Origin of the sequence: Nannocystis bainbridge (assembly GCF_028368995.1) — a bacterium.
Lineage (GTDB): Bacteria > Myxococcota_A > Polyangia > Nannocystales > Nannocystaceae > Nannocystis > Nannocystis bainbridge.
Map to the genome: position 1 here is coordinate 105,798 of NZ_JAQNDL010000002.1, position 25,752 is coordinate 131,549.

Annotated in this window: 17 protein-coding genes; 7 read left to right on the forward strand and 10 right to left on the reverse strand. The window is 73.9% G+C overall.

Going from position 1 to position 25,752, the window contains the following annotated elements; genetic code table 11:
- Positions 1–104: 104 nt before the first annotated feature.
- Positions 105–1,166, forward strand: coding sequence for an aldehyde dehydrogenase family protein (locus POL25_RS18185; RefSeq protein ID WP_272087346.1), 1,062 nt, complete (start codon positions 105–107; stop codon positions 1,164–1,166).
- Between the two features lie 597 nt (positions 1,167–1,763).
- Entirely contained in the window at positions 1,764–4,697 is a 2,934-nt protein-coding gene (locus POL25_RS44405; protein ID WP_272087347.1) for a DEAD/DEAH box helicase, read from the forward strand.
- A 114-nt stretch (positions 4,698–4,811) separates the two neighbouring features.
- Here the strand turns inward: POL25_RS44405 and POL25_RS18195 are convergent, their stop codons facing one another.
- The 6 genes from POL25_RS18195 to POL25_RS18220 form a co-directional block, all read right to left on the reverse strand.
- Complete coding sequence (locus POL25_RS18195) at positions 4,812–6,161, reverse strand: FG-GAP repeat domain-containing protein (RefSeq protein WP_272087348.1); 1,350 nt, start codon at positions 6,159–6,161, stop codon at positions 4,812–4,814.
- Between the two features lie 243 nt (positions 6,162–6,404).
- Complete coding sequence (locus POL25_RS18200; RefSeq protein WP_272087349.1) at positions 6,405–7,835, reverse strand: sigma-70 family RNA polymerase sigma factor; 1,431 nt, start codon at positions 7,833–7,835, stop codon at positions 6,405–6,407.
- 21 nt (positions 7,836–7,856) lie between these two features.
- Entirely contained in the window at positions 7,857–9,185 is a 1,329-nt protein-coding gene (locus tag POL25_RS18205; RefSeq protein ID WP_272087350.1) for a hypothetical protein, read from the reverse strand.
- A 201-nt stretch (positions 9,186–9,386) separates the two neighbouring features.
- The gene (locus tag POL25_RS18210) at positions 9,387–9,878 is read right to left on the reverse strand and encodes a hypothetical protein (RefSeq protein WP_272087351.1); all 492 of its coding nucleotides are present in this window, start codon (positions 9,876–9,878) and stop codon (positions 9,387–9,389) included.
- Positions 9,875–10,873: an ABC transporter substrate-binding protein gene (locus POL25_RS18215; RefSeq protein WP_272087352.1), complete on the reverse strand. Its 999-nt coding sequence runs from the start codon at positions 10,871–10,873 to the stop codon at positions 9,875–9,877. Before POL25_RS18215 ends, POL25_RS18210 begins: the two co-directional genes overlap by 4 nt.
- Positions 10,874–11,028: 155 nt before the next feature.
- Positions 11,029–12,078: an aldo/keto reductase gene (locus POL25_RS18220; RefSeq protein WP_272087353.1), complete on the reverse strand. Its 1,050-nt coding sequence runs from the start codon at positions 12,076–12,078 to the stop codon at positions 11,029–11,031.
- Positions 12,079–12,216: 138 nt separating this feature from the next.
- Here POL25_RS18220 and POL25_RS18225 point away from each other — a divergent pair, with 138 nt between their 5' ends.
- Positions 12,217–13,581: a DHA2 family efflux MFS transporter permease subunit gene (locus POL25_RS18225; protein WP_272087354.1), complete on the forward strand. Its 1,365-nt coding sequence runs from the start codon at positions 12,217–12,219 to the stop codon at positions 13,579–13,581.
- A gap of 13 nt (positions 13,582–13,594) precedes the next feature.
- The gene (locus POL25_RS18230) at positions 13,595–14,050 is read left to right on the forward strand and encodes a winged helix-turn-helix transcriptional regulator (RefSeq protein ID WP_272087355.1); all 456 of its coding nucleotides are present in this window, start codon (positions 13,595–13,597) and stop codon (positions 14,048–14,050) included.
- A 78-nt stretch (positions 14,051–14,128) separates the two neighbouring features.
- Here the strand turns inward: POL25_RS18230 and POL25_RS18235 are convergent, their stop codons facing one another.
- The gene (locus POL25_RS18235) at positions 14,129–14,917 is read right to left on the reverse strand and encodes an ABC transporter permease (protein ID WP_272087356.1); all 789 of its coding nucleotides are present in this window, start codon (positions 14,915–14,917) and stop codon (positions 14,129–14,131) included.
- A gap of 143 nt (positions 14,918–15,060) precedes the next feature.
- Positions 15,061–15,867 (reverse strand): ABC transporter ATP-binding protein, encoded by an 807-nt coding sequence (locus tag POL25_RS18240; RefSeq protein ID WP_272087357.1) that lies wholly within the window; start codon positions 15,865–15,867, stop codon positions 15,061–15,063.
- A gap of 319 nt (positions 15,868–16,186) precedes the next feature.
- On the opposite strand from POL25_RS18240, the gene POL25_RS18245 reads away from it, so the two are divergent.
- Both POL25_RS18245 and POL25_RS18250 read left to right on the forward strand, forming a co-directional pair.
- Positions 16,187–17,809: a serine/threonine protein kinase gene (locus POL25_RS18245; protein WP_272087358.1), complete on the forward strand. Its 1,623-nt coding sequence runs from the start codon at positions 16,187–16,189 to the stop codon at positions 17,807–17,809.
- A gap of 293 nt (positions 17,810–18,102) precedes the next feature.
- Entirely contained in the window at positions 18,103–19,719 is a 1,617-nt protein-coding gene (locus POL25_RS18250; RefSeq protein WP_272087359.1) for a serine/threonine-protein kinase, read from the forward strand.
- A gap of 165 nt (positions 19,720–19,884) precedes the next feature.
- Here the strand turns inward: POL25_RS18250 and POL25_RS18255 are convergent, their stop codons facing one another.
- Positions 19,885–20,634 (reverse strand): GNAT family N-acetyltransferase, encoded by a 750-nt coding sequence (locus POL25_RS18255; protein ID WP_272087360.1) that lies wholly within the window; start codon positions 20,632–20,634, stop codon positions 19,885–19,887.
- 168 nt (positions 20,635–20,802) lie between these two features.
- Here POL25_RS18255 and POL25_RS18260 point away from each other — a divergent pair, with 168 nt between their 5' ends.
- A complete protein-coding gene (locus POL25_RS18260; protein ID WP_272087361.1) occupies positions 20,803–22,530 on the forward strand; it encodes a right-handed parallel beta-helix repeat-containing protein in 1,728 nt (575 codons plus the stop codon).
- A gap of 383 nt (positions 22,531–22,913) precedes the next feature.
- On the opposite strand, the gene POL25_RS18265 is transcribed toward POL25_RS18260, so the two are convergent.
- Positions 22,914–25,667: a serine/threonine-protein kinase gene (locus tag POL25_RS18265; RefSeq protein WP_272087362.1), complete on the reverse strand. Its 2,754-nt coding sequence runs from the start codon at positions 25,665–25,667 to the stop codon at positions 22,914–22,916.
- Positions 25,668–25,752: the final 85 nt, after the last annotated feature.

Here is a 25,752-nt window from a genome sequence, read left to right on the forward strand (position 1 = left end):
GCGAGGCGAGCGCGAGGTCGGTCCGCGTCGGGTGTATGCGGTGCGCGATGACGCGGCTTGCAGGGGCGGTCGTCGGCGAGCCGCGCGTGGTATGACCGATCGGCGTGAGCCTCAAGCCCGAGCGCATCGCCGCCGCAGCGCGGGCGCGCCAGGTCGCCTTGCTCGGGCTCCTGGCGGCCCGGGCCGACGCGATCGGCGACTCGCTGGCGCGCACGCACGGGATGGTCGCGTGGGACCGGCACAAGACGATCGGCAAGGTCCAGCGCGGGCTGTGGGGGCTCCGTGAGCAGCGCTTCCACGGGCTCGGCGGGCCGCCAGCGTGGGTGTGCGAGCGCAAGGACCAGCCGCTCGAGAGCCTGCTGATCGTCAGCTCGCTGCTGCGGCAGGGCCGGCGCGTGCACCTCGAGGTCGAGGCGGGCGCGAGCGCGGTGGTGCCGGAGCTGCTGACCGAGCTGCGCGACGAGCTGTCGCGCGAGCAGGCCGGCGAGGCGCTGACGATCGGGGCGGTCGGCGAGGCGAGCCCGGACGAGGTATGCGGGTGGGAGCGCGTCGGGGTGATGCCGGCGCGGCCGCGGGTGGCGGCGGTGCACGCCGACGCCGACCGCGAGCTGGCCGCGTACGCGCTGGCGCTGTCGGGGCTGCGGCGCGGCGGGGCCGACCCGCGGCGGGTGGTGCAGGCGTTCGTGGCCGGGCCGCTGGAGCGGCTGGAGCGGCACCTGCACCGGCTGTGGGTCGGGGCGGCGATCGGGCCGCCGGACGATCCGGAGATGTTCGCCGGGCCGGTCGAGCTGGCGCTGGCCGAGGTGTACCGGGTGGCGCTGGCGGCCTGGTCGGCTGTCCCCGGGGCCAGGGTGCTCTGTCCCGGAGGACAGCTCGAGCGGCCGGGTGACGCTCGCACGTACCTCGCGCCGGCGCTGCTGCGGGCGCCGCCGATCGAGCCGCCTCCCGCGCACGCGGGGGCGATAGGTCCGCTGGTGGTGCTGCACCCGTGCGAGCCGGCGACGCTCGACGCGGCGCTGGCGGCCTGCCGGGCGCGTGGGGACGTGATCCAGCCGATCGGGCCGGAGGCGTGGCGGCAGCAGGTCGGCACGCCGCCGATGGCGCCGCTGCAGCCGCTGGCGCTGGGCCGCCTGCCGCCCGGGCTGCCCGAGCCGCGACCGACGTGAGCGACGACGGGCGCGAGCCGAGGCGACGGAGCGACGCGAGGTTGACACCGCGTGGCGGCTGCGCGTGCGCGACGAAGCGACGAAGCGACGAAGCGACGAGCGACGCGAGGATGAGGGGCGCGTCGCGGCTGCTCGTGCGAGCCGAAGCGACGAAGCGACGAAGCGACGAAGCGACGAGCGACGAAGCGACGAAGCGACGCGAGGATGAGGGGCGCGTCGCGGCTGCTCGTGCGAGCCGAAGCGACGAAGCGACGAAGCGACGAAGCGACGAAGCGACGAGCGACGAAGCGACGCGAGGATGAGGGGCGCGTCGCGGCTGCGCGCGCGAGCCGAAGCGACGAAGCGACGAGCGACGACGCGACGCGAGGATGAAGCGCGAGTCGCGGCTGCGCGAGGGTCGAAATCTCGAGGGAGGCGCGATCCTTTCGCACGGGACAGGCGGGCGAATCCGAGGTCGTGGGACGGGGGAGATTCGGGCCGCGCCGGCGGTCCGGGGCGGTCCGCGCGGGAGCGCCGCCGCGGGCCATGGGGCGGCCCTGCGGGCCCGTGCGGGCGAGCGGCTGACAGCGCAGCCCGGTCGTGCTAGGCGACCCGCCCGTGCGAGCCCTCCTCGACGCCGTGCGCGCCGCGTGCAGCCCCCGCGATTGGTCGCGCGGGGTCGAGCTCGCGCGGGTCGGGGCGGTCGCGGGGGTCCGGCGCGAGCGCGACGAGGTCGTGCTGCGGGTGGCGATCAAGGGCGCGGGCAAGAGCCCGACGGTCGCGCTCTACCCGGGTGACGCCGAGTGGAGCTGCGACTGCGACGACGCCGGCGAGTGCTGCTTCCACGTGGCGGCGGCGGCGATCGCCCTCCAGCGCGCGGTCGAGGCCGGCGAGGCGCTGCCGCGGGGCAGCGAGCGCGCGGGCCGGGTCGGCTACCGCCTGCGCCGGGCCGAGGGCGCGCTCGAGCTGGTGCGCATGCGGGTGTCCGAAGGGACAGGTCCCGAGAGCAAGGAGACGCCGCTCGGGTACAGCCTGGCGGCGATCACCGGCGGCAAGGTCGAGGGGCCGGGGATCGTGGCGACGGCGGCCGACTTCGAGGTCGAGAGCGCGCTCGGGATCTACAAGCGCGGGCCGCTGGCGCCGGTGATCACGCGCAAGCTGATCCCCGCGCTGGCCGGCTGCGAGGATGTCACGCTCGACGGCAAGAAGCTCACCGCGGGCGTCGAGCCGGCCGGCTACCACGGGCGGGTGGCGGCGTTCGAGGGCGGCAAGGGGTTCCGCCTCTACATCGTCCGCGACCCGACGATCACCGAGGTGTTCCCGGCCAGCGGGGTGGTGCTGTGCGGCGAGGTGCTGCGCTGCTTCGACAACGGCGGGATCGGGCCGAAGGAGGCGGCGGAGCTGCGCGTGGGGCTGCAGTTCACGCCCGAGCGCGCGGGCGAGCTGGTGGCCGAGGCCATCCCGGCCCTGCGCGCGCGGGTCAAGGGCTTCCGCGAGAAGACCGACCGCCTGCCGGTGCTGTCCGACGCGCGGCCGCGGGTGGTGTTCGAGGTCGGGCGCGCGGGCACGGGCATGTCGGTGCTGCCGGTGCTGGTCTACGGGACGCCCGAGTCGGCGCGCGTCGAGGCCGGGCGGCTGGTGATCCACGGGCGCGAGGTGCCGCGCCGCGACGCGCTGGCCGAGGCCTCGCTGGTGCGGCGGCTCAGCGATCTGGGGCTGCAGTTCGGGCGCACGTCCAGCGCCGTCGGGCCGATGGCGGTCGGCATGGCCGAGGCGCTGCGCGGGTTCGAGGGCGGCGAGATCGCCGGCGAGTCGCACCGCGAGTTCGTGCGCAAGGGGCCGCTGCACGCCCGCATGATCGACGGCGAAGGTGGCCGATTGGGCATTGCCTTCGAGACAGGTTCTTCGGGACATGTCTCGCAGGCCGACGCCCGCCGGGTGATCGAGGCGTGGCAGGCGGGCGCGAGCGAGGTGGTGCTCGACGACGGCGGGGTCGCGCCGCTGCCGGTCGACTGGCTGTCGCGGTTCGGCACCGAGGTGGCGCTGCTGCTGGCGGCGCGCGAGCAGGGCAGCACGCCGGCGGCGTGGGCGGGGCCAGCGCTGGCCGAGCTGTGCCGCGCGCTCAACCACCCGCCGCCGCCGGAGCTGGCCGGGCTGGCGGCGCTGGTCGAGGGCTTCGAGGCGATCCCCGAGACGCGGCTGCCGGACGACCTGCAGGTCGAGCTGCGCCCGTATCAGCGGCGCGGGGTCGACTGGCTGGCGTTCCTGCGCGAGGCCGGGCTCGGCGGGCTGCTGGCCGACGACATGGGCCTCGGCAAGACGCTGCAGGCGCTGTGCGCGGTGCGCGGGCGGACGCTGGTGGTCGCGCCGACCAGCGTGATCCACAACTGGGCGGCCGAGGCAGAGAAGTTCCGACCTGGCCTTCGGGTCAGCGTGTACCACGGGCCGAAGCGACGCCTCGATCCGCAGGCCGACCTCACGTTGACCAGCTACGCGCTGCTGCGACTCGACGCCGAGGCGCTGGCCGGCGAGCGCTGGGACGCGGTGATCCTCGACGAGGCGCAGGCGATCAAGAACCCCGAGAGCCAGGTCGCGCGGGCGGCGTTCGGGCTGCAGGCCGACTGGTGCCTGGCGATGACGGGCACGCCGGTGGAGAACCGCCTCGACGAGCTGTGGAGCCAGATCCACTTCATCAACCCGGGGCTGCTGGGCGGGCGCGCGGACTTCCAGGAGCGGTTCGGGCGGCCGATCGGCGACGGCGATCAGGCGGCGGCCCGGGCGCTGCGGCGGCGGATCGCGCCGTTCGTGCTGCGCCGGCGCAAGCAAGAGGTGGCGCGCGAGCTGCCGCCGCGCACCGAGGTGGTGCTGCGCTGCACGCTCGACGCGCGCGAGCGGGCGGTCTACGACGCGGTGCGGGCGGCCACGCACGAGGAAGTGGTGGCCCAGCTGCAGGCCGGCGGCGGGGTGCTGGCGGCCCTCGAGGCGCTGCTGCGGCTGCGTCAGGCGGCGTGTCACGCGGCCCTGGTGCCGGGCCAGTCGGCGGCGCGCTCGTCGAAGCTCGACCTGCTGCTGGAGACGCTGGCCGAGGCGATCGCGGAGGGCCACAAGGCGCTGGTGTTCTCGCAGTGGACCAGCCTGCTCGACCTTTGCGAGCCGGGGCTGAAGGCCGCGGGCCTGTCGTTCTGCCGCCTCGACGGCTCGACGCGCGACCGCGCGGGGGTGGTGAACCGGTTCCAGGATCCGGACGGGCCGCCGGTGATGCTGATCTCGCTCAAGGCCGGCGGCACGGGCCTCAACCTGACGGCCGCCGATCACGTGTTCCTGCTCGACCCGTGGTGGAACCCGGCGGTCGAGGACCAGGCGGCCGACCGGGCCCACCGGATCGGGCAGGAGCGCCCGGTGATCGTGCACCGCCTGGTCGCAGAGGACACGGTGGAGGAGCGGATCCTGGCCCTGCAGGGGCGCAAGCGGGCGATCGCCCAGGCGGCGCTCGAGGACGCGGCCGGGGCGGCGGCGATCACCCGCAGCGATCTGCTGGCGCTGCTCGAGTGATTGCTAGGTTTTCAGGACATGTCGCTCGGGGCATGTCCTTGAGGGCATGTCTCTTTGGAAATGTTTTAATGCGCATGTCCTGAAGGACATGCGCATGCTCGGTGTGTCCGGGGGTCACGGGCGGTTGTAGACGACCGAGATCCCGAGGCCCACGGCGGGGACGCCGACGATGTCGGGGCTGCCGTCACCCTCGAGGTCGGCGACGTGCAGCCCGTCGCCCTCGTTCAAGGCGCCGAGGAAGATCTGCAGGTGCTGGGCGAAGCCGCCCTGGCCGTCGCCGCGGCGGATCGACCCGGGGCCGGTGCCGGCGGTGACGAGGTCGAGGACGCCGTCGCTGTCGAGGTCCCCGACGGCGAGCACACGGGCGCCGCAGTGGACGGGGTAACGCGCGAAGCTCGGGAAATCGCCGCTGTCCTGCAGGAATACGACGAGCTCGCTGGTCTCGGTCGCGGTGTTGGTGCCGACGCCGGCGAGGTCGGTGACGCCGTCGCCGTCGAGGTCGGCGAGGATGAACTCGTGGAACCACACCTCGGCCGGCATGCCCGGGGCGAGCGTCTGCTGGACGAGCCCTTGATTGCGCACGATCACGGCGCTGCCGCCCTGGACGAAGACGAAGTCGTCGGGGCGGCCGTCGCCGTCGAGGGCGCCGAGGACGTAGCCGGGCGTGGAGGGCTCGACGACGGGCCCCGTGGTCAGCGTGAAATTGCCGGTGCCGTCGCCGAGCAGGATGACGAGGGCGTCGAGGCTCGGGGTGTTGGCCAGGGTGACGATGTCGAGGTGGCCGTCGCCGTCCCAGTCGACGGCGTCGAGGGCGACGACGTTGTCGGCGGTGTGCACGATCTGGTCGGTCGCCAGGCCGCCGGCGCCGTCGAGGAACAGGGCGTGGATCTCGAGACCGGTGGGTCCGACGGTGTGGGCGAGCACGTCGAGCACGCCGTCCTCGTCGAAGTCGCCGCTGGCGCGCAAGATCGGCTGCGCGCCGATCGTCTGCGCCCATGTCAGCGAGGAGGTGGTCGCCGGGGCGAACAGCCGGGCCTCGACGCTGCCGTCGCCCGGAGTGAGGAGCAGGTCGGCGCCGTGGTGAGCGTCGAGCGGGAGGACGAGGCTCGAGGTCGCCGGCGTACCGAAGCCGAAGGTGCCGAGGATGCAGAGCTCGCCGGCCGTGAACTGGCCGTCGAAGCAGGTTTCGGCGAGGGGAATGTCGTCGACGATCTCGCAGGTCCCGAGCTCGTCGCCGCCGGTCGGATCGGTGCCGCCATCGGTGAGCTCGCCGGGGTCACCCGTGGTGACCGGGCCGGGGTTACCGTCGGTGGTCAGATCGCCGGTGGTGTCGGGGGTGGGATCGCCGGTCTGGGAGTCGCTGGCACCCTGAGTGCAGTCGCCGATGCAGTGCTTGATGTCGAGGTCGCAGGCGGCGATAGCGAAGAAGATGGGCAGGATCGAGAGTGATGGAGGAATGCGCATGTTGGCCTTTCGGCGAGTGAGTGCCGCGGGGGCCGGGGTCCCGTTCGCCGATTTTTCGCGGCGTTCGCGGCGCTGTTCGCGGGGGCGCTAGCGAGTGGTTCGAGCTGTCCCGGAGGACAGATCAAAGGGGCGCTTGGGTCGCGCTGTCCTTTAGGACAGATCGAAGGGGCGCTTGAATCGAGCTGTCCCTGAGGACAGATCGAAGGGGCGCGGAGATCCGAGGTGACCCCGGGGTCAGGTCGCTCAGGAGCGGCACAGGGCGCTGACGCGGGCGGCCAGGGCGGAGCCGGGCCAGCGGGCGACGAAGGCGGCGGCCTCGCGGCGGGCGCGATCAGCCTCGCCGAGGCGGCAACGCGCCTCGACGGCGGCGGCGGCGGCCTCCTGGACGAAAACACCGGTGGGGAAGCGCTGCTGGTGACGGGCGGCGAGGTCGAGGGCGGCGCGGTCGTCGGCGGCGAGCAAGGCGGCGCGCAGCGACTCGACGAGGGCGAGCTCGGCGGCCAGCGAGGGACCTTCGGCGGGTGGCGCAGCGGCGATGAGGGCGTGAGGCTCGGAGGTCGAAGCGGCTCGTGCGGGCACGGCGGCGAGGGAGGGACCGTCGGCGGGCGTAGCGGCGGCGAGGGCGTGAAGGTCGGAGGTCGGAGCGAGCTTGACGGACGGCGAGGGTTCGTCGGCGGGCGTAGCGGCGGCGAGGGCGTGAGGGGCGGAGGCCGGAGCGAGCTCGGAGGTCGGCGAGGGGTCGTCGGTTCGTGCCGACGAGGTGGCGGCGAGGAGGGCCTCGAGGGTGGACGGGGTCGGAGCCTTGAGGGCCGGACCGTCGGCTCGCGCGGGGGTTTGCAGCGACGCGTGGGCCGAGGTGACGGGCGGCTCGGGTGGGGCGGCGCGGCCGAAGGCGAGCACGGCGGCGAGGCCGACGCCGGCGAGCGAGAGGCCGACGATCGGGCTGCTGCCGGCGGCGACGACGGGGACGATCGGGCCGCCGCCGGCGAGGGTGGTGGGAGCGGCTACATGGTCGATCGACCATGTCCTTGAGAGCATGTCCGATACGACATGTCCGTCGCGCGCGGCGGTGAGCTGCCACGGCGGAGCCTCCGGGGGGCCGACGACGACCAGGGCGGCGAGCACCTGGGAGCCGTGCCGCGGGCGGTGCCGGCGGTCGCGGGCGTCGAGGCGGCGGACCATGCGATCGAGCTCGCGGCGAGCGGCGCGCAGGCGCGAGTAGACGGTGTTGAGGTTGACGCCGAGCTCGGCGGCGATCTCGGGCGCCTGCCACTGCTCGAGCTCGGTCATGACGAAGACGACGGCCTGGTCGCGGTCGAGGCCGCCCAGGAAGCCCTGGAGGATCGCGGCGGCTTCGGCCTGCTCGACCGGGGCCTCGGCGGCCGGGGTGACGCGCTCGGCCTCGTCGAGCGAGCAGCGTCGCGGTTGCTCGCGCGCGGCGCTGCGGCGGTAGCTGCTGGCGATCCGTCGCGCGATCTCGAACAGCCAGGTGCGCAGGGTGGCCCGGCCGGCGAACTCGGGCAGGCGGCGGTAGACGACCAGGAAGGCGTCCTGGACGGCGTCGTCGATCCGGGCCGGATCGACGCCCAGGCTCCGGATGGTGCGCCAGACGAAGCCGTGGTGGGCCCGGTAGACGGCGGCGAAGTCGGGGGGCGCTTCGAGGGAGAGCGGCACGATCGGGTCTGTCTCCGCGGGTCAGCGGTTCCGTGGCCCGAATTGCAGGTCGAGGCCGAAACCGATGCGCAGTCCCGCACGCCCGCTGCGGTACACCAGCTCGTCGGCGTGCACGGTGAAGCCCGGGCGGTTGACGGCGAGCAGGCCCTCGACGGACAGCCACAGGCCGACCGGGCCGCTGGCGCGCCAGCGCAGCGCGGGGCCGAGGGAGAAGCCGGCCCACGGGGCCCACCGCGGGTTGGGAGCGCTGACGGCGAGGGCGACGCCGCGGATCGCCCCGACCTCGGCGCCGGCGCACAGGAGGAAGGCGAGGGCCGGACGCGGGTGCCAGGTCGGACAGACCCGGATGACGGCGCCGAGGCGGTCGAAGCGGCCGCCGGCGCTGTCGCCCTGGACCGGGAGGATCCGCAGGGGCGTACCGACGATGCCGGCTTCGAGGCGGAGGCGCGGCAGGCTGACGCCGCCGAACAGGCCGGCGAAGCCACCGGTGGTCGGGAGGACGCCGGCGTCGAGGCCGCCCTCGAGCCGGAGGTGGCCGAGCACGCGCGGGGTCGCGGCGGGGGCCGGAGGCCGGCGGGCGGCGGTGATTTCGGCTGTCTCTTCGAACAGGTCGTCGGAGCCGAGCGGGGGCGAGCGCGGGGCGACCGGCGGGCGAGGTGCGAGGAGGGGCGGGGTGAGCGAGCGAGCGGAGGGATCGGGCGCAGGGATCCCGGGGGACGGGTCGGGCGGCAGGACGGGCGGGGAGGATGTCCCTGGGGACATGTCACTCGGCGGCGGGGACGGGGAGGTCGAGGATGTCCCCGGGGACATGTCACTCGAGAGCGGTGGGTCGTTCGCGGAGGTCGAGGATGTCCTCGGGGACAGGTCGTCGGGCAGCGAGGATCGGTCGCCGGGGGAGGTCGAGGATGGCCTCGGGGACAGGTCGGGTGACGCGGCGGCGGATGGCCTCGGGGACAGGTCGGGTGACGCGGCGGAGGATGTCCTCGGGGACAGGTCGGCGGGCAGGCGGCGGCTGACGGACAGCGGGTCGAGGTGGATGGCGATCAGGAGGGCGGTGGCGCGCGCGAGGTCCTGGCAGCTCTCGGCGTGGATGGTGCGGCGGTAGTCGGCGCCGCGCCCTTGCCCGCGCGACACGAGTCGCAGCTGCCAGCGGGCGCCCGTGCGGGTGACGACGGCGCGGGCGACGGCGCGGGCGGGCACGGCGTCGCCGGTCGGCTGGCGCAACAGCGCGCCGACCATGTCGACGACGGCGACGGCGGGCGGGCACTCGCGGGGGGCCTGCCAGTCGAGGTCGACCGGCGGCGCGGCGAACGAGAGGCGAGCGAACACCAGCGCGGGGAGGGCGAGCAAGCGAGGTCCTGAGCTCCGGCATCGTCGCCGCACGCGGGGAGGGCGTCAACCGCTCCGTCGCAGCTCGACGCTCGCGCGCAGGCGTGCTCCAGAGCGCGGTCACGTGGCCAGGAGCAAGCCTGTCTCTCGGGACAGGCCATGGTGCCCGTTACGAGCGCGGAGGAGGTTCGGCGCCGCTCTTCGCCGGCGCTGGCGGCCCGCTCACGCCGCGCGGCGGTCGAAGTTCACGAGCACCAGAGAATCGACGGCGGGACCGCGGTGGAGCACGCCGAGCAGCCGTAGGTGGTGCGAGACCAGGCGGATGGCCTGGAGCTCGGACAGGTCGGCGGAGAGGAACGCCGCGACCTCGGCGGCGCCGCTGTCCGGCCGGTCGAGGAACTGGCCGTAGAGCTTGCGCGTCATCGTGTTGTCGATGCTGCGGTCGAGCAGGAACACGCCGTCGCGGCCGCCGAGGCTGCGCGCGCGCGTCGGGTCGAAGCCGTAGCGGGCGTTTTTCAGGGTGATGGGCAGCGCCGGGGCTTGCCAGATCCGGGCGCGGCGGGTGAGCTTGAAGAAGCGGCGCGTGAGCACGACGCGCAGGGTCCGGCCGTCGCGCTCGACGGGCGGGAGCTCGGCGAACGCGTCGGTCTGGAGCTGCGCGGCCGCGGCGTCGAGGGCCAGGCGCAGGGCGGCGAGTTCGTCGGTGCCGGTCACTTGGGCTTGCGGCCGATCTCGAGGTCGTAGGCGGTGGCGGGGTCGACGGCGCCGGCTTCGAGCAAGCCGAGCTTCACGAGCTGATCGGCGAGGGTCTTCCAGCGGGCCGGGTCCATCGCGCCGATCGTGCCGCCCTCGGGTGCGGCGAGCGGCTTGAGGGCGGTGGCGCCTTTGGCCAGGATCTCGGGGCTGAGTTCGGTGTTGCGGGCGCGGATCTCGGCGTTGGCGGCGCTCGGGTCGCGCGCGTACTGCTCCCACCCGCGCAGGGTCGCCGCGGCGACGCGGTCGGCGAGCTCGCGGCGGTCCTTGAGCGTGGCTTCGGAGGTGACGAGCACGCTGGCGTAGGGGTTGAAGCCGAGGTCGGCGACGAGGATGCAGCGGACCTTGGCGCCCTCGGACTCGGCGATGATCGGCTCGCTGAAGACGTAGGCCTGCTGCACGGCCTTGGGGTCGAGGAGGAAGGGGGCGATGCTGCCGCTGTACGGGACGACCTGGACCGCCTCGGGCCAGCGGTACTCGGCGCGCAGGAAGCTGGCGAACGGCTCGCGCACGCTCATCTGCACGCTGCCGGTCTGCAGGTCCTCGAGGTCGGTGATGCCGGAGGCCTCGTGCACCATCATGCAGCGCGGGCTCTTCTGCAGGCCAGCGACGATCGCCACGACCGGGGCGCCCTGGGCCCGCGCGAGCAGGACCTCGCTGGCGTCGGCGACCGCGAAATCGACGCGACCGGCGGCGACCTGCGGCAGCACGGGAGCGTCGGGGCGGCCCGGCACGATCTCGACATCGAGGCCCTCCTCTTTGTAGTAGCCGTGCACGAGGGCGGCGAAGTAACCGCCGTGCTCGACCTCGGGGAACCAGTTGAGGGCGATCCGCACGCTCGGGTTCGCCTGCTCGCGGCCGCAGGCGGCGAGCAGCAGGGCGAAGCAGGCGGCCAGCAGGGGCAGGACGGCGCCGAGGCGCGGGCGCGGCGGGACCGGTCGGAGCGAGGCGCGCATGCCCACAGGGTATAACGGAGCGCGGCGGTCGTACCAGCGGACTCGACCGGCCGGGCGGCAGGATCCTGGCGGCTGGACTTCGGGACATGGTGAAAGGGCCATGTCCTCGAGGTCATGTCGCACCTCGGCTCGGGCGGAGCACGGGGTAGGCGGAATCAGGCGACCGGGATCGGCAGCGGTAGGATGCTGTCGGGCTGGCCGCCGGCGATCCGGGCCCGGCTGTCGTGGACCTGCCGGTGCGGGGTGTCGAGGGGGATCGCGCTGGCGTCGTCGAGGCGCGCGCGCTGGGCCGGCGAGAGCTCGAGGGTGAGGGCGGCGAGGGCGGCGTCGAGCTGTTCGCGGGTGCGCGGGCCGAGGATCGGGACGCGGGCGCTGGTGGAGGCGGCGGCGTGGGCCAGCGACCAGGCGAGGGCGACCTGGGTCGGCGCGACGCCGGCCTCGGCGGCGACGGCGAGGACGGCGTCGAGGACGGCGGTCTCGCGGGCGCTCTTCTCGGTGTGGACCAGCATGCCGAGGCCGGTGAGGCGGCCCTCGTCGCCGGTGCGGTACTTGCCGGTCAGGAAGCCGCCGCCGAGCGGCGACCACAAGGCCGCGCCGAGCCCCAGCGCCTCGGCCATCGGCAGCAGCTCGCGCTCGCCGGTGCGCTCGACCAGGCTGTGCTCGATCTGGATGCCGGCGAGCGGGGTCCAGCCGCGTAGCTCGGCGATCGCGTCGCCCCGCGCGACCCGCCAGGCGGGGAAGTTGGAGAGGCCGCCGTGGAGGATCTTGCCGGCGCGGGCGAGGTCGTCGAGGCCGCGCACGATCTCGTCGATCGGCGTCAGGCCGTCGGGGAAGTGGACCCAGTACAGCTCGAGGCGATCGGTCTTGAGCCGGCGCAGGCTGGCCTCGAGGGCGGCGATCATGGTGCGGCGGCTGTTGCCGGTGGCGTGCAGACCACCCTGGACGCCGAGGGTGTACTTGCTGGCGACGACGAAGCGGTCGCGCTCGGCGGCGAGGAACTCACCGAGGAGCTGCTCCGACTGACCGACCTGGTAGGCGTCGGCGGTGTCGATGAAATTGCCGCCCGCCTCGGCGTAGGCGTCGAAGATCCGCCGCGCCTCGGCAGGCTCGCTGCCGTGACCCCAACCCGTGCCGAAGTTGCCGGTGCCGAGCGCGAGCTCGGAGACGCGTAGACCCGTACGACGACCGAATGGCTTGTAACGCATGGTTCGTTCCTGGTTCTATATTATGGTCGTCATATGAAATAGGCAAGGGACCGTTTGTGAGATCGGTTGAGTCGGTGCGGGCGGATCCGCTCGGCCGGCGCTTGCGATCGGATCGGTGTTCGTTCAATGATTGAACGCATGCATGTTCGCCTGTCGCCGTTGGTCGTGGCCAGCCTCGCCGTGTTCGCGGTGTTCCTCGACACGACGGTCCTGTTCGTGGCGTTCCCGTCGATCGTGGCGTCGTTCCCGGCGGTGCCGACGGCCGAGCTGTCGTGGGTGCTGAACGCGTACACGATCGTGTTCGCGGCTGCGCTGGTGCCGTTCGGGCGGCTGGCCGATCGCTGGGGTCATCGGGCGACGTTCCTCGCGGGCTCGGTCGCGTTCACGCTGGCGTCGCTGCTGTGCGCGGCGGCGCCGACACCGGGGCTGCTGGTGGCCGCGCGCGTGCTGCAGGCGGCCGGCGGCGCGGCGCTGGTGCCGTCGTCGCTGGCGCTGGTGATGCGGGCGACGCCGCGCGAGCAGCTGCCGGTGGCGCTGGCGGTGTGGGGCGCGACGGGGGCGGTGGCGGGGGCGGTCGGGCCGACGCTCGGCGCTGCGCTGATCGAGGCGTGCGGCTGGCGCTGGGTGTTCGTCATCAACCTGCCGGTCGGGCTGGTGACGGTGCTGCTCGGCCGTCGGCGGCTGGCCGAGTCGCGCGACCCGGACAGCGTGCTGCCGGCGCCGCTCGGGGTGGTGCTGCTGGTGTCCGCGGCGGTGCTGGTGACGCTGGCGCTGGTGCTCGGGGAGGCGTGGGGCTGGACGTCGCGGAGGACGATGGCGACGCTGGTGGCCGGGCTGGCGACGCTGGCGGCGTTCGTGATCCATCAGGCGCGCACGCGGGCGCCGACGATCGATCCGTCGCTGTTCGCGTCCCGCAACTTCCGCTGGGCCAACGCGGCGACGTTGACCTTCGGCGCGGCGTTCACGGCGATGTTCCTGGCCAGCGTCCTGTTCCTCACCGCGGTGTGGGGCTGGTCGATCCTCGCGGCGGGCTTCGGCGTCGCGCCCGGGCCGCTGCTGGTGGCCGTGATGTCGCCGCGGTTCGGGCGGCTGGCGGCGCGGATCGGCCAGCGGCCGCTGCTGATCGCCGGCGGGCTGGCGTTCGCGCTCGGCGGGCTGTGGCGCCTGGTGATGCTGTCGGCCGAGGTCGACTACGCGGTCGACTACCTGCCGTCGATGCTGCTGACGGGGACGGGGGTGGCGCTGTGCCTGCCGCAGCTGTCGAGCGTGGTCGGCCAGGCGCTGCCGGCCAACCGGCTCGGGGTCGGCGGGGCGGTGCATCAGGCGCTGCGCCAGTTCGCGGGGACGCTCGGGGTGGCGCTGGCGATCGGGCTGACGGCCGGGGCGAGCGGACCGACCGACGCGCTGGCGCGGTTCGATCAGGTGTGGTGGGTGCTGATCGCGGGCGGGGTGGCGACGGCGCTGTGCTCGCTGCCCCTTCGGACAGGTCCGGCCCGGCCGTGATACAAGGTGCCCCGTGCGGCGCAAGCGGCTCGACCGGATGCAGTGCTCGATCGCGCGGGCGCTCGATGTCGTCGGCGATCCGTGGACGCTGCTGCTCGTGCGCGACGCGCTGCTCGGGGTGACCCGCTTCGAGGCGTTCCAGGCGCGGCTGCAGATCCCGCGGGCCACGCTGACGGCCCGGCTGGAGCACCTGGTCCGCGCCGGGATCCTGGAGCGCCGGTCCTACCAGGACCACCCGCCGCGCGAGGAGTACGTGCCGACGGCGAAGGGCCGCGGGCTGCGGCCGGTGATCATCACGCTGATGCAGTGGGGCGACGAGTTCGCCCGCGACGATCCGCCGCCGACCGTCCTCGAGGACGCGAGCACGGGGCTGCCGATCGAGCCGACCCTGGTCGACCGCGTCAGCGGGGCGCCGCTCACGGCGCTGCGCGTGCGCGCGGTCGGACCGCTGGTGCCGCGGCGGGGCTGATGGGAGCGAGACATGCTCGATGGGGCATGTCTGTCGGGACATGAACGATGGGGCATGTCGAAGAGGACATGCCCGAGGTCAGTGGACAGACAGCTCGCGGCCGCGCCAGCGGCGGAGGGCGAGCTCGCCGAGCAGGGCGACGGCGCCGAACAGGACCAGGCCGAGCAGGGTGGCGGCGAAGATCGCGGCGAACAGGTAGGCCGTCTGCAGGCGGCCGCTGGTCTGGAGGATCAGGGCGCCGAGGCCGAGGTCGTCGGCCCCGAAGCCGGCGAAGAACTCGCCGACGATGGCGCCGATGACGGCGAGGCCGCCGCTGATCTTGGCGCCGGCGACGAAGTAGGGCAGCGACCCGGGCAGCCTGAGCTTGAGCAGCAGCTGCAGGCGCGAGGCGTCGCTCATGGCGAACAGCTCGAGCAGCTGCGGGTCGACGCGCACGAGGCCGGTGGTGCCGTTGGTGATGATCGGGAAGACGCTGAGGATCGCGGCGGTGAGGATGACGCTCTGCAGGCCGGTGCCGAACCACACGACGATCAGCGGGGCGACGGCGACGATCGGGACGGTCTGCAGGAAGATGGCGTAGGGGTAGAGGCTGCGCGCCGCGGTCCGCGACTGCGAGAAGAGGACGGCGACCAGGCCGCCGACGAGGAGGCTGGCCCCGAGCCCGCCGAGCGCGCCGATGGCGGTGAGCAGCGCGGCCTGGGCCAGCTCGCCGGCGTGCTCGACGGCCTGGCGCGCGACCTCGGCCGGGGTGGGCACGAGGTAGGTCGGCAGGGCCAGCGCAGCGCAGGCGAGCTGCCACAGGCCGAGGAAGCCGAGGAAGACGAGGAGCGGCGGATACGCGGCGCGAGCGGCCGATGCGAGCTTCATGCGGGGGACGGCGGGAAGAGCGGGCTAGACGAGCGGAGGAGGGGACCGGAGGGCAAGGCGAGAAGGAGATCGTAACAGGTCTGAAGGACAGGTCTAAAGGGACAGGCTCGATCGGACAGGTTCGAAAGCACAGGTCCCGAGGGTCAGGTCCGAACGGACAGGTCCGATGGGTCAGGTGGTGCGGCGGCGCGCAGGCGGGCGCGGACCTCGGCGGCGACGGCGGCGAACTCGGGGCTGCCGACCAGCGCGGCGCGGCGCGGGCGGGGCAGCTCGACGCGGATGTCGGCGACGATCCGGCCGGGGCGGGCCGAGAGCACGAGGACGCGGTCGCCGAGCAGGACGGCCTCGGCGACGCTGTGGGTGACGGCGAGGGCGGTGAAGCGGTCGCGCTCCCACAGGCGCAGCAGCTCGTCGTTGAGGCGCTCGCGGGTGAGCTCGTCGAGGGCGCCGAACGGCTCGTCGAGCAGCAGCAGCTCGGGCCGGCCGACGAGCGCGCGCGCGAGCGAGGCCCGCATCTTCATGCCGCCCGAGAGCGCGGAGGGGGCGGCGGCGGCGAATTCGGAGAGGCCGACGAGGGCGAGCGCGGCGTCGGCGGCGAGGTCCTGCTCGGCCCGGGGGACGCGCGCGAGCTCGAGCGGGAGGCGGACGTTGGCGTGCAGGCTGCGCCACGGCAGCAAGGTCGGGTCCTGAAACACGAAGGCGACGGCGCGGCGAGCCCGGGCGCGCTCGGGGGGCTCGCCGGCGACGGTCAGGAGGCCGGCGCTGGCGGGCGCGAGGCCGGCGGCGACGCGCAGGAGGGTCGACTTGCCGCAGCCGGAGGGGCCGATGATGGCGAGCAGCTCGCCGCGGCGGACGACGAGGTCGAGGTCGCTCAGGGCCTGGACGCCGCCGGGGAAGCGCACGCCGAGGCCGCGGGCCTCGAGGTGGGGGGCTGGGACCGGCTCGGTCACGCGGCGGACGCTAACACAGGCGCGGACGCGCTGCGCGGGCGCTGGGGCTTCGAGGCCGCGGCCCGGGCGGAGGGAGCGAAGACCGACGGTGAGGTCGAGGTCGGTCGCTGCGGGGGCTCCGAGGTTGCGCGAGATGCACGACGTGGGGTTCGGGGGTGCTTCGCTAGCGACCTGTCTCGAGGGACAGCTCGATCGAGCGCTCGCGTCCGATCGAGCGCCGCGTGACGAGGGGCCGGGCGCGTGAGACTGTGACCGTCGGGCGGCGCGCGGACGCCCTGCGGAGGACGGGGCCCGCGACGGGGCAGGAAGTTGGCGGATGGTGACGAATCCACCTGAAGACATCACCGAGACGGTGCTCGAGGGCCGCTACCGGGTGCTGCAGCAGATCGGCCACGGCGGGATGAGCAGCGTGTACGCCGGCGAGGACACGCGGCTGCGGCGGCGCTGCGCGATCAAGGTGCTGAGCCCGCGGCTGGCGGCGGAGCCGGAGCACGTCGAACGCTTCCTGCGCGAGGCGCAGATGATCGCGTCGCTGCAGCACCCGAACATCGTCGACATCTATTCGTACGGCGAGGATCCAGCAGGGTGGGTGTATTTCGTGATGGAGCTGCTGACCGGCGAGGACCTCGATTCGCGGCTGCAGGCGCGCGCGGAGCGGCCGTTCGGGGTGGCGCATTGCTGCCTGTGGGCGCTGCAGGTGGCGGAGGCGGTGGCGGTGGTCCACGAGGCGGGGCTGGTGCACCGCGACCTCAAGGCCGCGAACGTGTTCCTGGCCCGGCGACGCGACGGGACCGAGGTGTGCAAGCTGCTCGACTTCGGCATCGCGCGGGTGGAGGACGGGCCGAAGCTGACGCGCACGGGCGTGACGCTGGGGACGCCGAGCTACATGTCGCCGGAGCAGGTCCGCAACGATCGCCTCGACGGCCGCAGCGATGTCTATTCGTTCGGGGTGCTGCTGTTCAAGCTGCTGACGGGGCGAGTGCCGTTCGTCGGCGCGCCGATGCAGGTGGCGATGGCGCAGTGCGAGTCGCCGCCGCCGCGGCCGACGACGCTGGCGAGCGGCATCCCGCCGAACCTCGAGGACATCGTGCTGACGGCCCTGGCCAAGCGGCCCGAGGAGCGGTTCCAGTCGATGCGCGCGCTGGCGTCGGCGCTGCGCTCGGTGCTGGCCGAGGAGGCGCCCGAGCTGGCAGGGGCCCTGCAATCGGCGGTGAGCGTGACGCTGGCGGGTGAGAGCGCGCGGGCGGTGCAGGCGGCGACGGCGACGCTGCAGGACGGGCCGACGCCGGGGTCGCCAGCGCGCCAAGGGAGCATGACGGCGGCGATGTCACCGCGCGGGCGCATGCGGCCCCTGCTGTGGGTGACGGCGAGCGTGGGGGTGGCGACGGTGGCGGTGCTGGTGACGGCGGCGCTGCGCGCTCGAGCGGTGGTGGCGGAGCCGGGGCCTGCGGAGGCCGGGTCCATCGTCGAGGCGCCGCGGGAGCCGTCAACGGCTGCGAGCGCCGTGCCGGCGATCCACATGCCGCGAGTATCGCCGACGGATCCGGGCGCCGCGCCGGTGCCGGCCGAGGCGCCGGCTGAGCCGCAGAACTCCGCCACCGCGATCGAGCGCGAAGGGCCGCAGGAGCCACCGCCGAATTTCGAAGAGGCCTTGCCGCCGCTGTCGCCCGAGCTGCCCGCGTCGCGCGAGGCGACGGGGCAGCCGTCGCGGCCGGCCTCCGATCCGCTGCGGCAGATCGAGGTCGCGGCGAAGAAATGTCGCAAGAAGCACAAGGCGGTCGGGGGGCCGAAGATCGAGGTCGACTACGCGGTCGGATCGAGCGGCGAGGTGATTCGCGCCGTGCCTGCGACCGCCGATCCGCTGGGCCGTTGTCTGGCTGATGCGGTGCGGGCGACCCGGTTCGCCGCCAAGATCGTGCTGGGTCGCAAGGTCTCGCTGTGACGCGCGTCGCTGCGGGTCCGCGAGGGTCGACGCGAGCGGAGCGCGGGGTCCTCGCGCGCGCGCGTCGGCGCGAACAGGGCCGGCGTCGCTGTCGCCGCGAGCGCGGCGATGCGGGCTGCACCGCCACGATCGGCCGCGTCGTGGCAGCACGCAGGGCACGGGCGTGTCCGCGCGATCGGGACGTGGATCGGCGGTAGCACGATTTTCGCGAGTGGGTCGCGCGGCCCGGCGATCGGCGAGGCCGCGTGTGGGTGGAGAGTGGTGGCTCGGCGGGCCGATGCTACAGACCGGATGTGACGGACGATGGGGCCGACGATGTCCTCGGATCGCTGCTGGAGGGCCGCTATCGAGTGCTGCGGCGGCTCGGGGGCGCGGGGGTGGGCAGCGTGTTCGTCGGCGAGGACGAGGTGCTGCGCCGGCGCTGCGCGCTCAAGCTGCTGCACCCGGCGCTGGCCGCCGACGCAGAACGAGCGGCGCGGTTCCTGCGTGAGGCGCAGACGATCGCGGCGCTCGATCACCCGAACATCGTCGACATCCATTCGTACGGCCAGGACCCGCGCGGCACCGTCTACTTCGTGATGGAGCTGCTCGCGGGCGAGGACCTCGATGCGCGCCTGCGCGACCGCGCGGCCAGGCCGGTCACGGTGCGCGACGCGTGCCGGTGGGGCCTGCAGATCGCCGCGGCGATGGCGGTGGTCCACGAGGCCGGGTTCGTGCACCGCGACCTCGAGGCGTCGAACGTGTTCCTGGCCCGCCGCCGCGACGGCAAGCAGGTGTGCAAGCTGCTCGATTTCGGCATCGCCCGCGCGGTCGAGCGCTCGGAGCTGACGCGCGCGGGGGTGCGGCTGGGGACGCCGGGCTCGATGTCGCCGGAGCAGATCCGCGGCGAGCAGCTCGACGGTCGCAGCGACGTGTACGCGTTCGGGGTGCTGCTGTTCAAGCTGCTGACCGGGCGGCTGCCGTTCGCCGGGGATGCGCTGGCCGTGGCGCATCAGCACTGCGAGGCGCCGGCGCCGGCCCCGTCGTCGCTGGCGCCGACGGCGAACATCTCGCCGCGGCTGGACGCGCTGGTCCTCAAGGCCATGGCCAAGCGGCCGGCCGATCGGTTTGCGACGATGTCGGCGGTGGCGGCGGCGCTGTGCGTCGTGCTGGACGCGCCGGCCCTCGAGTCGACGGTGCGCGGGGTGGTGCCGGACGTGATGGCGGAGATGACGCTGCGCGCGGGGGTGCCGGAGCCGGCGGCGCCACGGGAGATCCGTGGGCGCACCGCGGCGACGGCGTCGATGCGCGTGCCGACGCCGCGCGGGGTGCAAGGGCTCGGGCTGGCGTTCACGGCGCTGCTGGCGGCGACTTCGCTGGCGGTGCTGCGCGCGAGCGGCGGTGCGGGCGTCGGGGGCGCGGCGCTCGGGCCGGCGCCGGCCGAGGCTGTTCCTCTGGACCTGTCGCATGGGACGACCGCGGCTTGGGGTGATGCTGTCCCGGGGGACAGGTCGCGCGGGGCGGCGAGGGGTGATGCTGTCCCGGGGGACAGGTCACGCGAGGCGGGGACCGGAGCGTCGCCTGTCCCGGGGCACAGGTCGACGAAGGTGGCGGCTGCGCCTGTCCCGGCGGACATGCCCGAGCCGGAGGTCGAGCTGCCGCCGCTCGAGGACGAGTTCGCCGGCGCGCGCGCGAGGCAGCGGGCGGACCGGATCTTGCGCCGGCTGGAGGCCGAGGCGAGGCGTTGCCGGCAGGTCCACGGCGCGGTCGACGGGCCCGAGATCGAGGTCGACTATACGGTCGGTCCGAACGGGGCGGTGACGGCGGCGACGGCGGCGACGAGGGACGCGCTCGGGGCGTGTCTGGCGGCGGCGGTGCGACGGACCCGGTTCGCGCCGAGGGCCGCGCCCGGGCGGAAGATCTGGCTGTGAGCCCGGGCCGATCGAGCGCGCTGCCGACGAGAGACCGTCTCGGGGATCGGGTCGTGGGTGACCCGCGGGACCGCCTCGGTCCGCTCGAGCGCCGCACGCTGCTGCGCCTGCAAGCGTCGCAGAACGAGCGCTGCGCCTCCTGAGCCCGCTCGAGCGGCGCGGGCGCTAGGCTCGCCGGCTGCGGGGCTTGCGGGTGCGGGCGGGCTTGGCCGGGAGGGCCGGGGGCGGCTCGGGTTCGGGCGCCGATTCGCCTGTCTCTGCGGGCATGTCCGTGAGGACCTGTGCTTCGGGACCGGTCGCTTCGGACATGCCCTCGGCGTCACCCGGGTCGAGGCCGCCGCTGCGGAGGGTGCGGGGCGGCAGCAGCTCGGGCTCGCTGACGACCTTCTTGGCCAGGAAGATGGCGGCGTCGATCTGGGAGAAGCTGCGGGCGCGGTAGAACTGGAGCGCGCGCCGGTTGTTGGCGGCGACCTCGAGCACGAGGTGGGTGCAGCCGCGGACGCGGGCGAGGTGCTCTAACTGCTCGATGACGAAGCTGCCGATCCCGCGGCCCTGGAAGTCGGGGTGGATGGCGATCTCCTCGACGAACAGCGGGCGCATGTCGCGGCTCTCGAAGTAGCGCTCGTTGATCCAATTGTCGGAGCCGATGACCTCGTAGGCGCACTCGGCGTAGCCGACGATCACAGGGGCTTCGCCCTCGTGGATCTCGAACAGCAGCTGCTCGATGCCCTCCTCCTCGTAGATCTCGAGGAAGCGGGTCTTGGTGCGGGGGCGCTGGTATTCGACGGTCTCGCGGTTGACCGAGCGGAACACGCGCTTGAGGAACTCCCACACCTTGTTGAGGTCGCGGCGGTGGATCCGGCGGACACGGATGGTCGGCTCCGTGACGGCGAGCGCGGGCTTGCGAGAGGCCACGGCCGGAGTCTAGCACCGGCCGGCGGGCGCTCGTCCGGCTTGCGGGGCCGCACGCGCGCGTGGCATGCTCGGCCGATGCGTCCCCGCGCCGCCGCGTCCGCTGCCCTGTCTGCGCGTCGCCGTGGTCGAGATCGCAGCGCGAGGCTGCGCGGGCTCGGGCTCGGGTGCGTGGCCGTCGCGCTCGCTTGCGGGGCCGACGAGCAGAAGTCGGTCAAGGCCGAGGCGAACCCGAACATGCCCGACCGCGTGCACGCGCCCGAGCCCGCGCAGGAGCGGCCGGCGATCCGCGACTGCCCGGAGGCGCTGCAGGGGGTGGAGCAGGTCGACCGCGTGATCGGCTCCGGCTGCAAGCCGGTGACGGTCCACCCCGGGTATAGGGTCGAGAACGGGTCGCTGACGATCGAGGCCGGGGTCACGCTGCAGTTCATGCCGGGGGCCGAGCTGGGGGTCGGCTTCGAGCGGCCGGCGACGCTCCACGTGCGCGGCACGCCCGAGTCGCCGGTGCGCTTCACGGCCACCGGCGAGGGGGCGAAGCCCGGGGCGTGGAAGGGGGTCGCGCTGTACGAGCACGCGGACGAGTCGGAGATCGCCGGGCTGGTGCTCGAGTTCGCCGGCACCGACCTGCGCGGGGCGATCTTCGTCCAGGCGGTCGACGTCAAGATCGACGGCTCGACCGTGCGCGACAGCCAGAACGTGGCGGTCCACGTGACTTCGCAAGGCCACGTCAGCAGCTTCAAGGGCAACCGGCTCGAGCGCGTGAGCTCGCCGGCGCTGCTGCTGCCGGCCCGCTCGGCGGGCTCGGTGGCGCCCGACAACACGTTCCCGCCCGACTCGGTGATCCACGTGCTCGGCGGGATGATCCGCGATCGGGCCCGCTGGGACGTGCCGAAGGTGCCGCTCGTGATCGGCGGGGTGATCGAGATCGAGGGCCCCGACGACAAGCACGAGGCGCTGCTCGAGCTGGCGCCGGGGACAGTGCTCAAGTTCGACGACGACGCCTACTTCACGGTCGGCTACGACCACCCGGCGTCGCTGGTGGCCGAGGCGGCGGGCAAGGAGCCGATCGTGCTGACGACGGCGACGGAGCCGCGATCGCAGGCGTGGCGCGGGGTCAACCTGTACCGCTCGGCGACGGCGAGCTTCAGCAACGTGGTGTTCGAGTACGGCGGCCAGCGCTCGGACCGCGGGGTGGTGTACGCCAACAACGAGGCGCGCCTCAGCGTGAAGGGCTGCACGTTCCACGACAACGGCGGCGGGGTGACGCTGCAGGGCGCGGCGGTCCGCCTCGGCGAGTTCAGCGGCAACACGTTCGAGCGCTCGCACCCGGCCTTCGACGTGAGCCCGCAGCTGTACGGGATGATCGGGCCCGACAACAAGCTCGACGCCGAGACGACGGTGCAGGTCGAGGGCGGCGAGATCGACAAGGACGCGGTGTGGCAAGACTTCGGGGTCCCGATCGAGCTCAAGCGCCCGATCGCGGTCGACGGCGAGGCGACGCTGACGATCCGCGCGGGGGCCAAGCTGCGCGTGCACGACGGGTTCTCGCTCGGGGTCGGAGAGTTCGGCGGCGGGACGCTGCGCATCGAAGGCACGGCCGACAAGCCGGTGCAGATGTTCGGGGTCACCGACCGCCGCGGGACGTGGGACGCGATCCGCCTGTACGAGAAGGCCCGCGGCAACGTGTTCGAGCACGTGCAGCTGCGCAACGCCGGCGGCGAGGGGGCGATCAACGTGGCCATCGGGGTCGACGCGACCGTCCGCGACGTGTCCTGCGTGCGCTGCTTCAGCCCGACGCTGACGTGGGCCTGCGGCTCGAAGGTGACCTCCGAGCGGGTCACCGGCGGGGCCGAGACGCCGGCAGCGACGCTGCCGCCGTTCGGCTGCGACCCGGCGTAATACGCAGAGGCGCGGCCGGGTGAGGGCGCCGTGACAGGGGCTAATTTGTGATCCCTTGGGGGCTGTTTGGGCCCACAAAGGATCATAAATTGGCTGGTATTTTTCGCTGCCGATGGGCGCGTGACGATGCCCGCGCGTGGGTCCCGAGGGATGTCTCCTCTGCCGACAGGGGCGTGACGATGCCCGCGTGGGTCCCGAGGAATGCTCTGCGGCCTGCGAGCAGCGTCGAAGTCGCGGCAGGCGTGGCAGCGCGTCGGCTCGAGCTCTGAGCTCCGCGGGCGTTCTGCCTTCGGAAGACTCCATGGCGAAATGGACAGGTCGAAATGGATATGGTGAAAAGGACATGGCGGATGCGCCATGTCCTGTTCGCCATGTCCTTGCGGTCATGGCCGCGGAGGCGGCTTCGGGCGGGCGGCGGCGCGGGTCAGCAGGCGCTCGCTGGCGGCCAGCTGGCGGGCGAAGCTGGCGCCGGCGCTGCGGTAGAACGCCAGCGCGGCGCCGAGGTGCGGGCGGGCGGCGGCGATGGCGGGAGGCGTGGCGGTCAGCATGGCCTCGGCGAGGGTGCGGTGGGCGCGAGCGAGGCGCGGGGCCCAGTGCGGGTCGGCCTCGGCGAGCGGGGTGAGCTCGGCGACGGCGGCGGCGAGCGGGACGCGGGCCTCGAGCGGGCGATCGCGCATGAGCAAGTTCTGGCCGAGGACGAGGTGCAGCTCGGCGAGCTCGTCGCTCGACCAGGTGGCGTCCGGCAGGCGGTCCAGCGTGGCCCGCAGGTGCTCGACGGCGGTGTCGTCGTCGAACGGGCCGGCCAGGCCGCGATAGCCGGCCAGGAGCGTGGCCTCGGGGCCGAACAGGCGGGTGCCGGACAGCTCCGACAGCTCGGCGGCGGCGCGGAAGACGGAGGCGGCGTCGTCGTCGTCGCCGATCTCGATGGCGGCGCGGCCGAGGTGAAAGAGGCACCGCGTGCGCCGCACGAGGTCGTCGGGCAAGAACCGCTCGAGCGCGACGCAGCCGCTCTGGAGGATCGACCACGCCTCGCCAGGCTCGGCCAGCTGAGCCGCGGTGATCCGGGCCTCGATGGTGGCGGGGTGGACGACGCCGAGCTCGGCGTCGAAGATCTCGAGCGCGCGGGCGAGCAGCTCGTCGCGCGGGCGGCCCGGATCGGTGACGGCGGCGAGGTCGAGCAGGGTGGAGCCGACGTCGCGGTGGCCGACCGACAGCGCGGCCTGGCGCACGCCGAGGGCCTCGGTGAAGTAGCGCCGGGCCTCGACGGTGTTGCGCTGGGCGAGGTGGGCGACGCCGAGGTTGTGGAGGACGAGGCCGCGCAGGGCGTCGGGGTCGGCGCCGCGCGAGGCGAGGGCGAGGGCGAGGGGCTCGTCGGCGAGGGCGCGGCCGACTGTCTCGGGACGCCGACCGACAGCGACGATCCGCAAGGCGACGGCCTCGGCCGCGATCGCGTCGCCGCGCGACTCGATGCCGCTGCGCATGGCCCGGGTGAGCCACTCGAGCTCCTGGCCGGTCTCCTCGGCGGTGTTGAGCGAGAGCCGCCCGCGCAGCAAGGCGACCTCGGCGCGCAGCGGGGCGTAGCCGACCTGCTCGGCGGCGGCCTCGATGTCGACGGCCTCCTCGACGGCCTCGTGGACCCGACCGAGCCGGGCCAGCGCCTCGGCCCGGGCCATGTGATCGCGGAGGTCGGCGACCCGCTCGCCGAGGTCGGGGTCGTCGGGCGCAGGCGGCTCGGCCTTGAGGAAGGCGAGGTTGTGGCAGGCGGAGGGCGGCACGAGGTCGCTGGCAGCGCCGAGCGCCCGCGGGGCCATGTCCATGTCGGCGATCGAGAGCGCTTTGACGGTGGCGTCGAAGGCGTCGCGCCGGCGCTCGAGGCAGCGCCGCTGGCGATCGAGGAGGGCCTCGGTGTAGCGGCCCTGGTGCTCGGCGAGGCAGGTGTCGCGGTGGTTCTCGGCCCAGGCGGCGGCGAACCGATCGAGCTTGTCGGCGACCTTCGGCCACAGCACGGCGGCGTAGTGAGGAGCCGCGTCGCGCAGGGCGGTGGCGACGGCGTTGCGCTGAGCAGGACCCCAGACGCGGGCGATCTCGGCGTCGGCGTCGGCACACGGCGATTCGGCGGAGGCCTCGGGCACGACGGCGAGACCGGCGGCGCCGGCGGTGAGGGCGAGCGCCACGGCGGCGCCGACGAGCCGCCAGGTCCGACCGTGCGACGGGGCGAGCGCGCCGAGCAGGGCCTCCATCGACGGGTAGCGATCACGCGGCTCGGTCTTGAGGCCGCGCATGAGGGCGCCGACCAACCAGGCGGGCACGCCATGGTTGCGCGGAGGTGGCCGCGGCGGGCCGCTGGTGATCGCGTGGGAGAGGGCGAGGATGTCGTTGCCGGCGAACGGCGGCAGGCCGAACAGGGCCTCGTAGAGCGCGACGCAGAAGCTGAACTGATCGGAGGCGGGCTGGGCCGGGCCGCCGCGCCAGCGCTCGGGCGCGAGATAAGCGGGGGTGCCGAGGATGTCGTCGTCGTCCTCGCCAGTGAGGCGCGCGCGCATGCTCTGGTTGGCGCTCTGGCCCGACAGCTCGAGCAGGCTCGGACGATCGGGGGTGGCGCGCACGAGGCCGAAATCGAGGACGCAGGCGCGACCGGTGGCGTCGATCATGACGTTGCCGGGCTTGAAGTCGCGATGCAAAAGGCCGACGCCGTGCGCGGCGGCGAGGCCCCGCGCGGCCTGGGTGAAGATGTCGTGGATCTCGCGCCAGGTGCGTGGGCCGGCGGCGAGCCAGGCAGGCAAGGCAGCGCCGCGGATCAGCTCCATGGCGATGTAGACCTGACCCTTGACGACGCCGGCTTCGAGCACGGTGATGACGTTGGGGTGGCTGACCCCGGCCATCGCCTGGGCCTCGCGCAGCAGCCGGATCTGGCCCCTGGAGCCGGTGTCGGGCAAGACCTTGATGGCGATCTTGCGATCGAGGAGCTCGTCGTAGGCGGCGTAGACGGCCGCCGTTCCGCCGCCGAGCCGCTCGAGGATGGTGAACCGACCGAGCCGCGGAGGCAGGGTCGCAGGGATGATCGCGACACCAGGCAGCGACTGCGTGATGTCCACCGAGATCCCCGACGCGTCCGTATCGGGAATGATGACGCTCATGGGATTCGACCAGTCTTGCACCGACCTCCACGTACGCCGGGACCACGGGGTCGCGGGGCCGATGTAGGCCGTTCAAGCGGCGCGG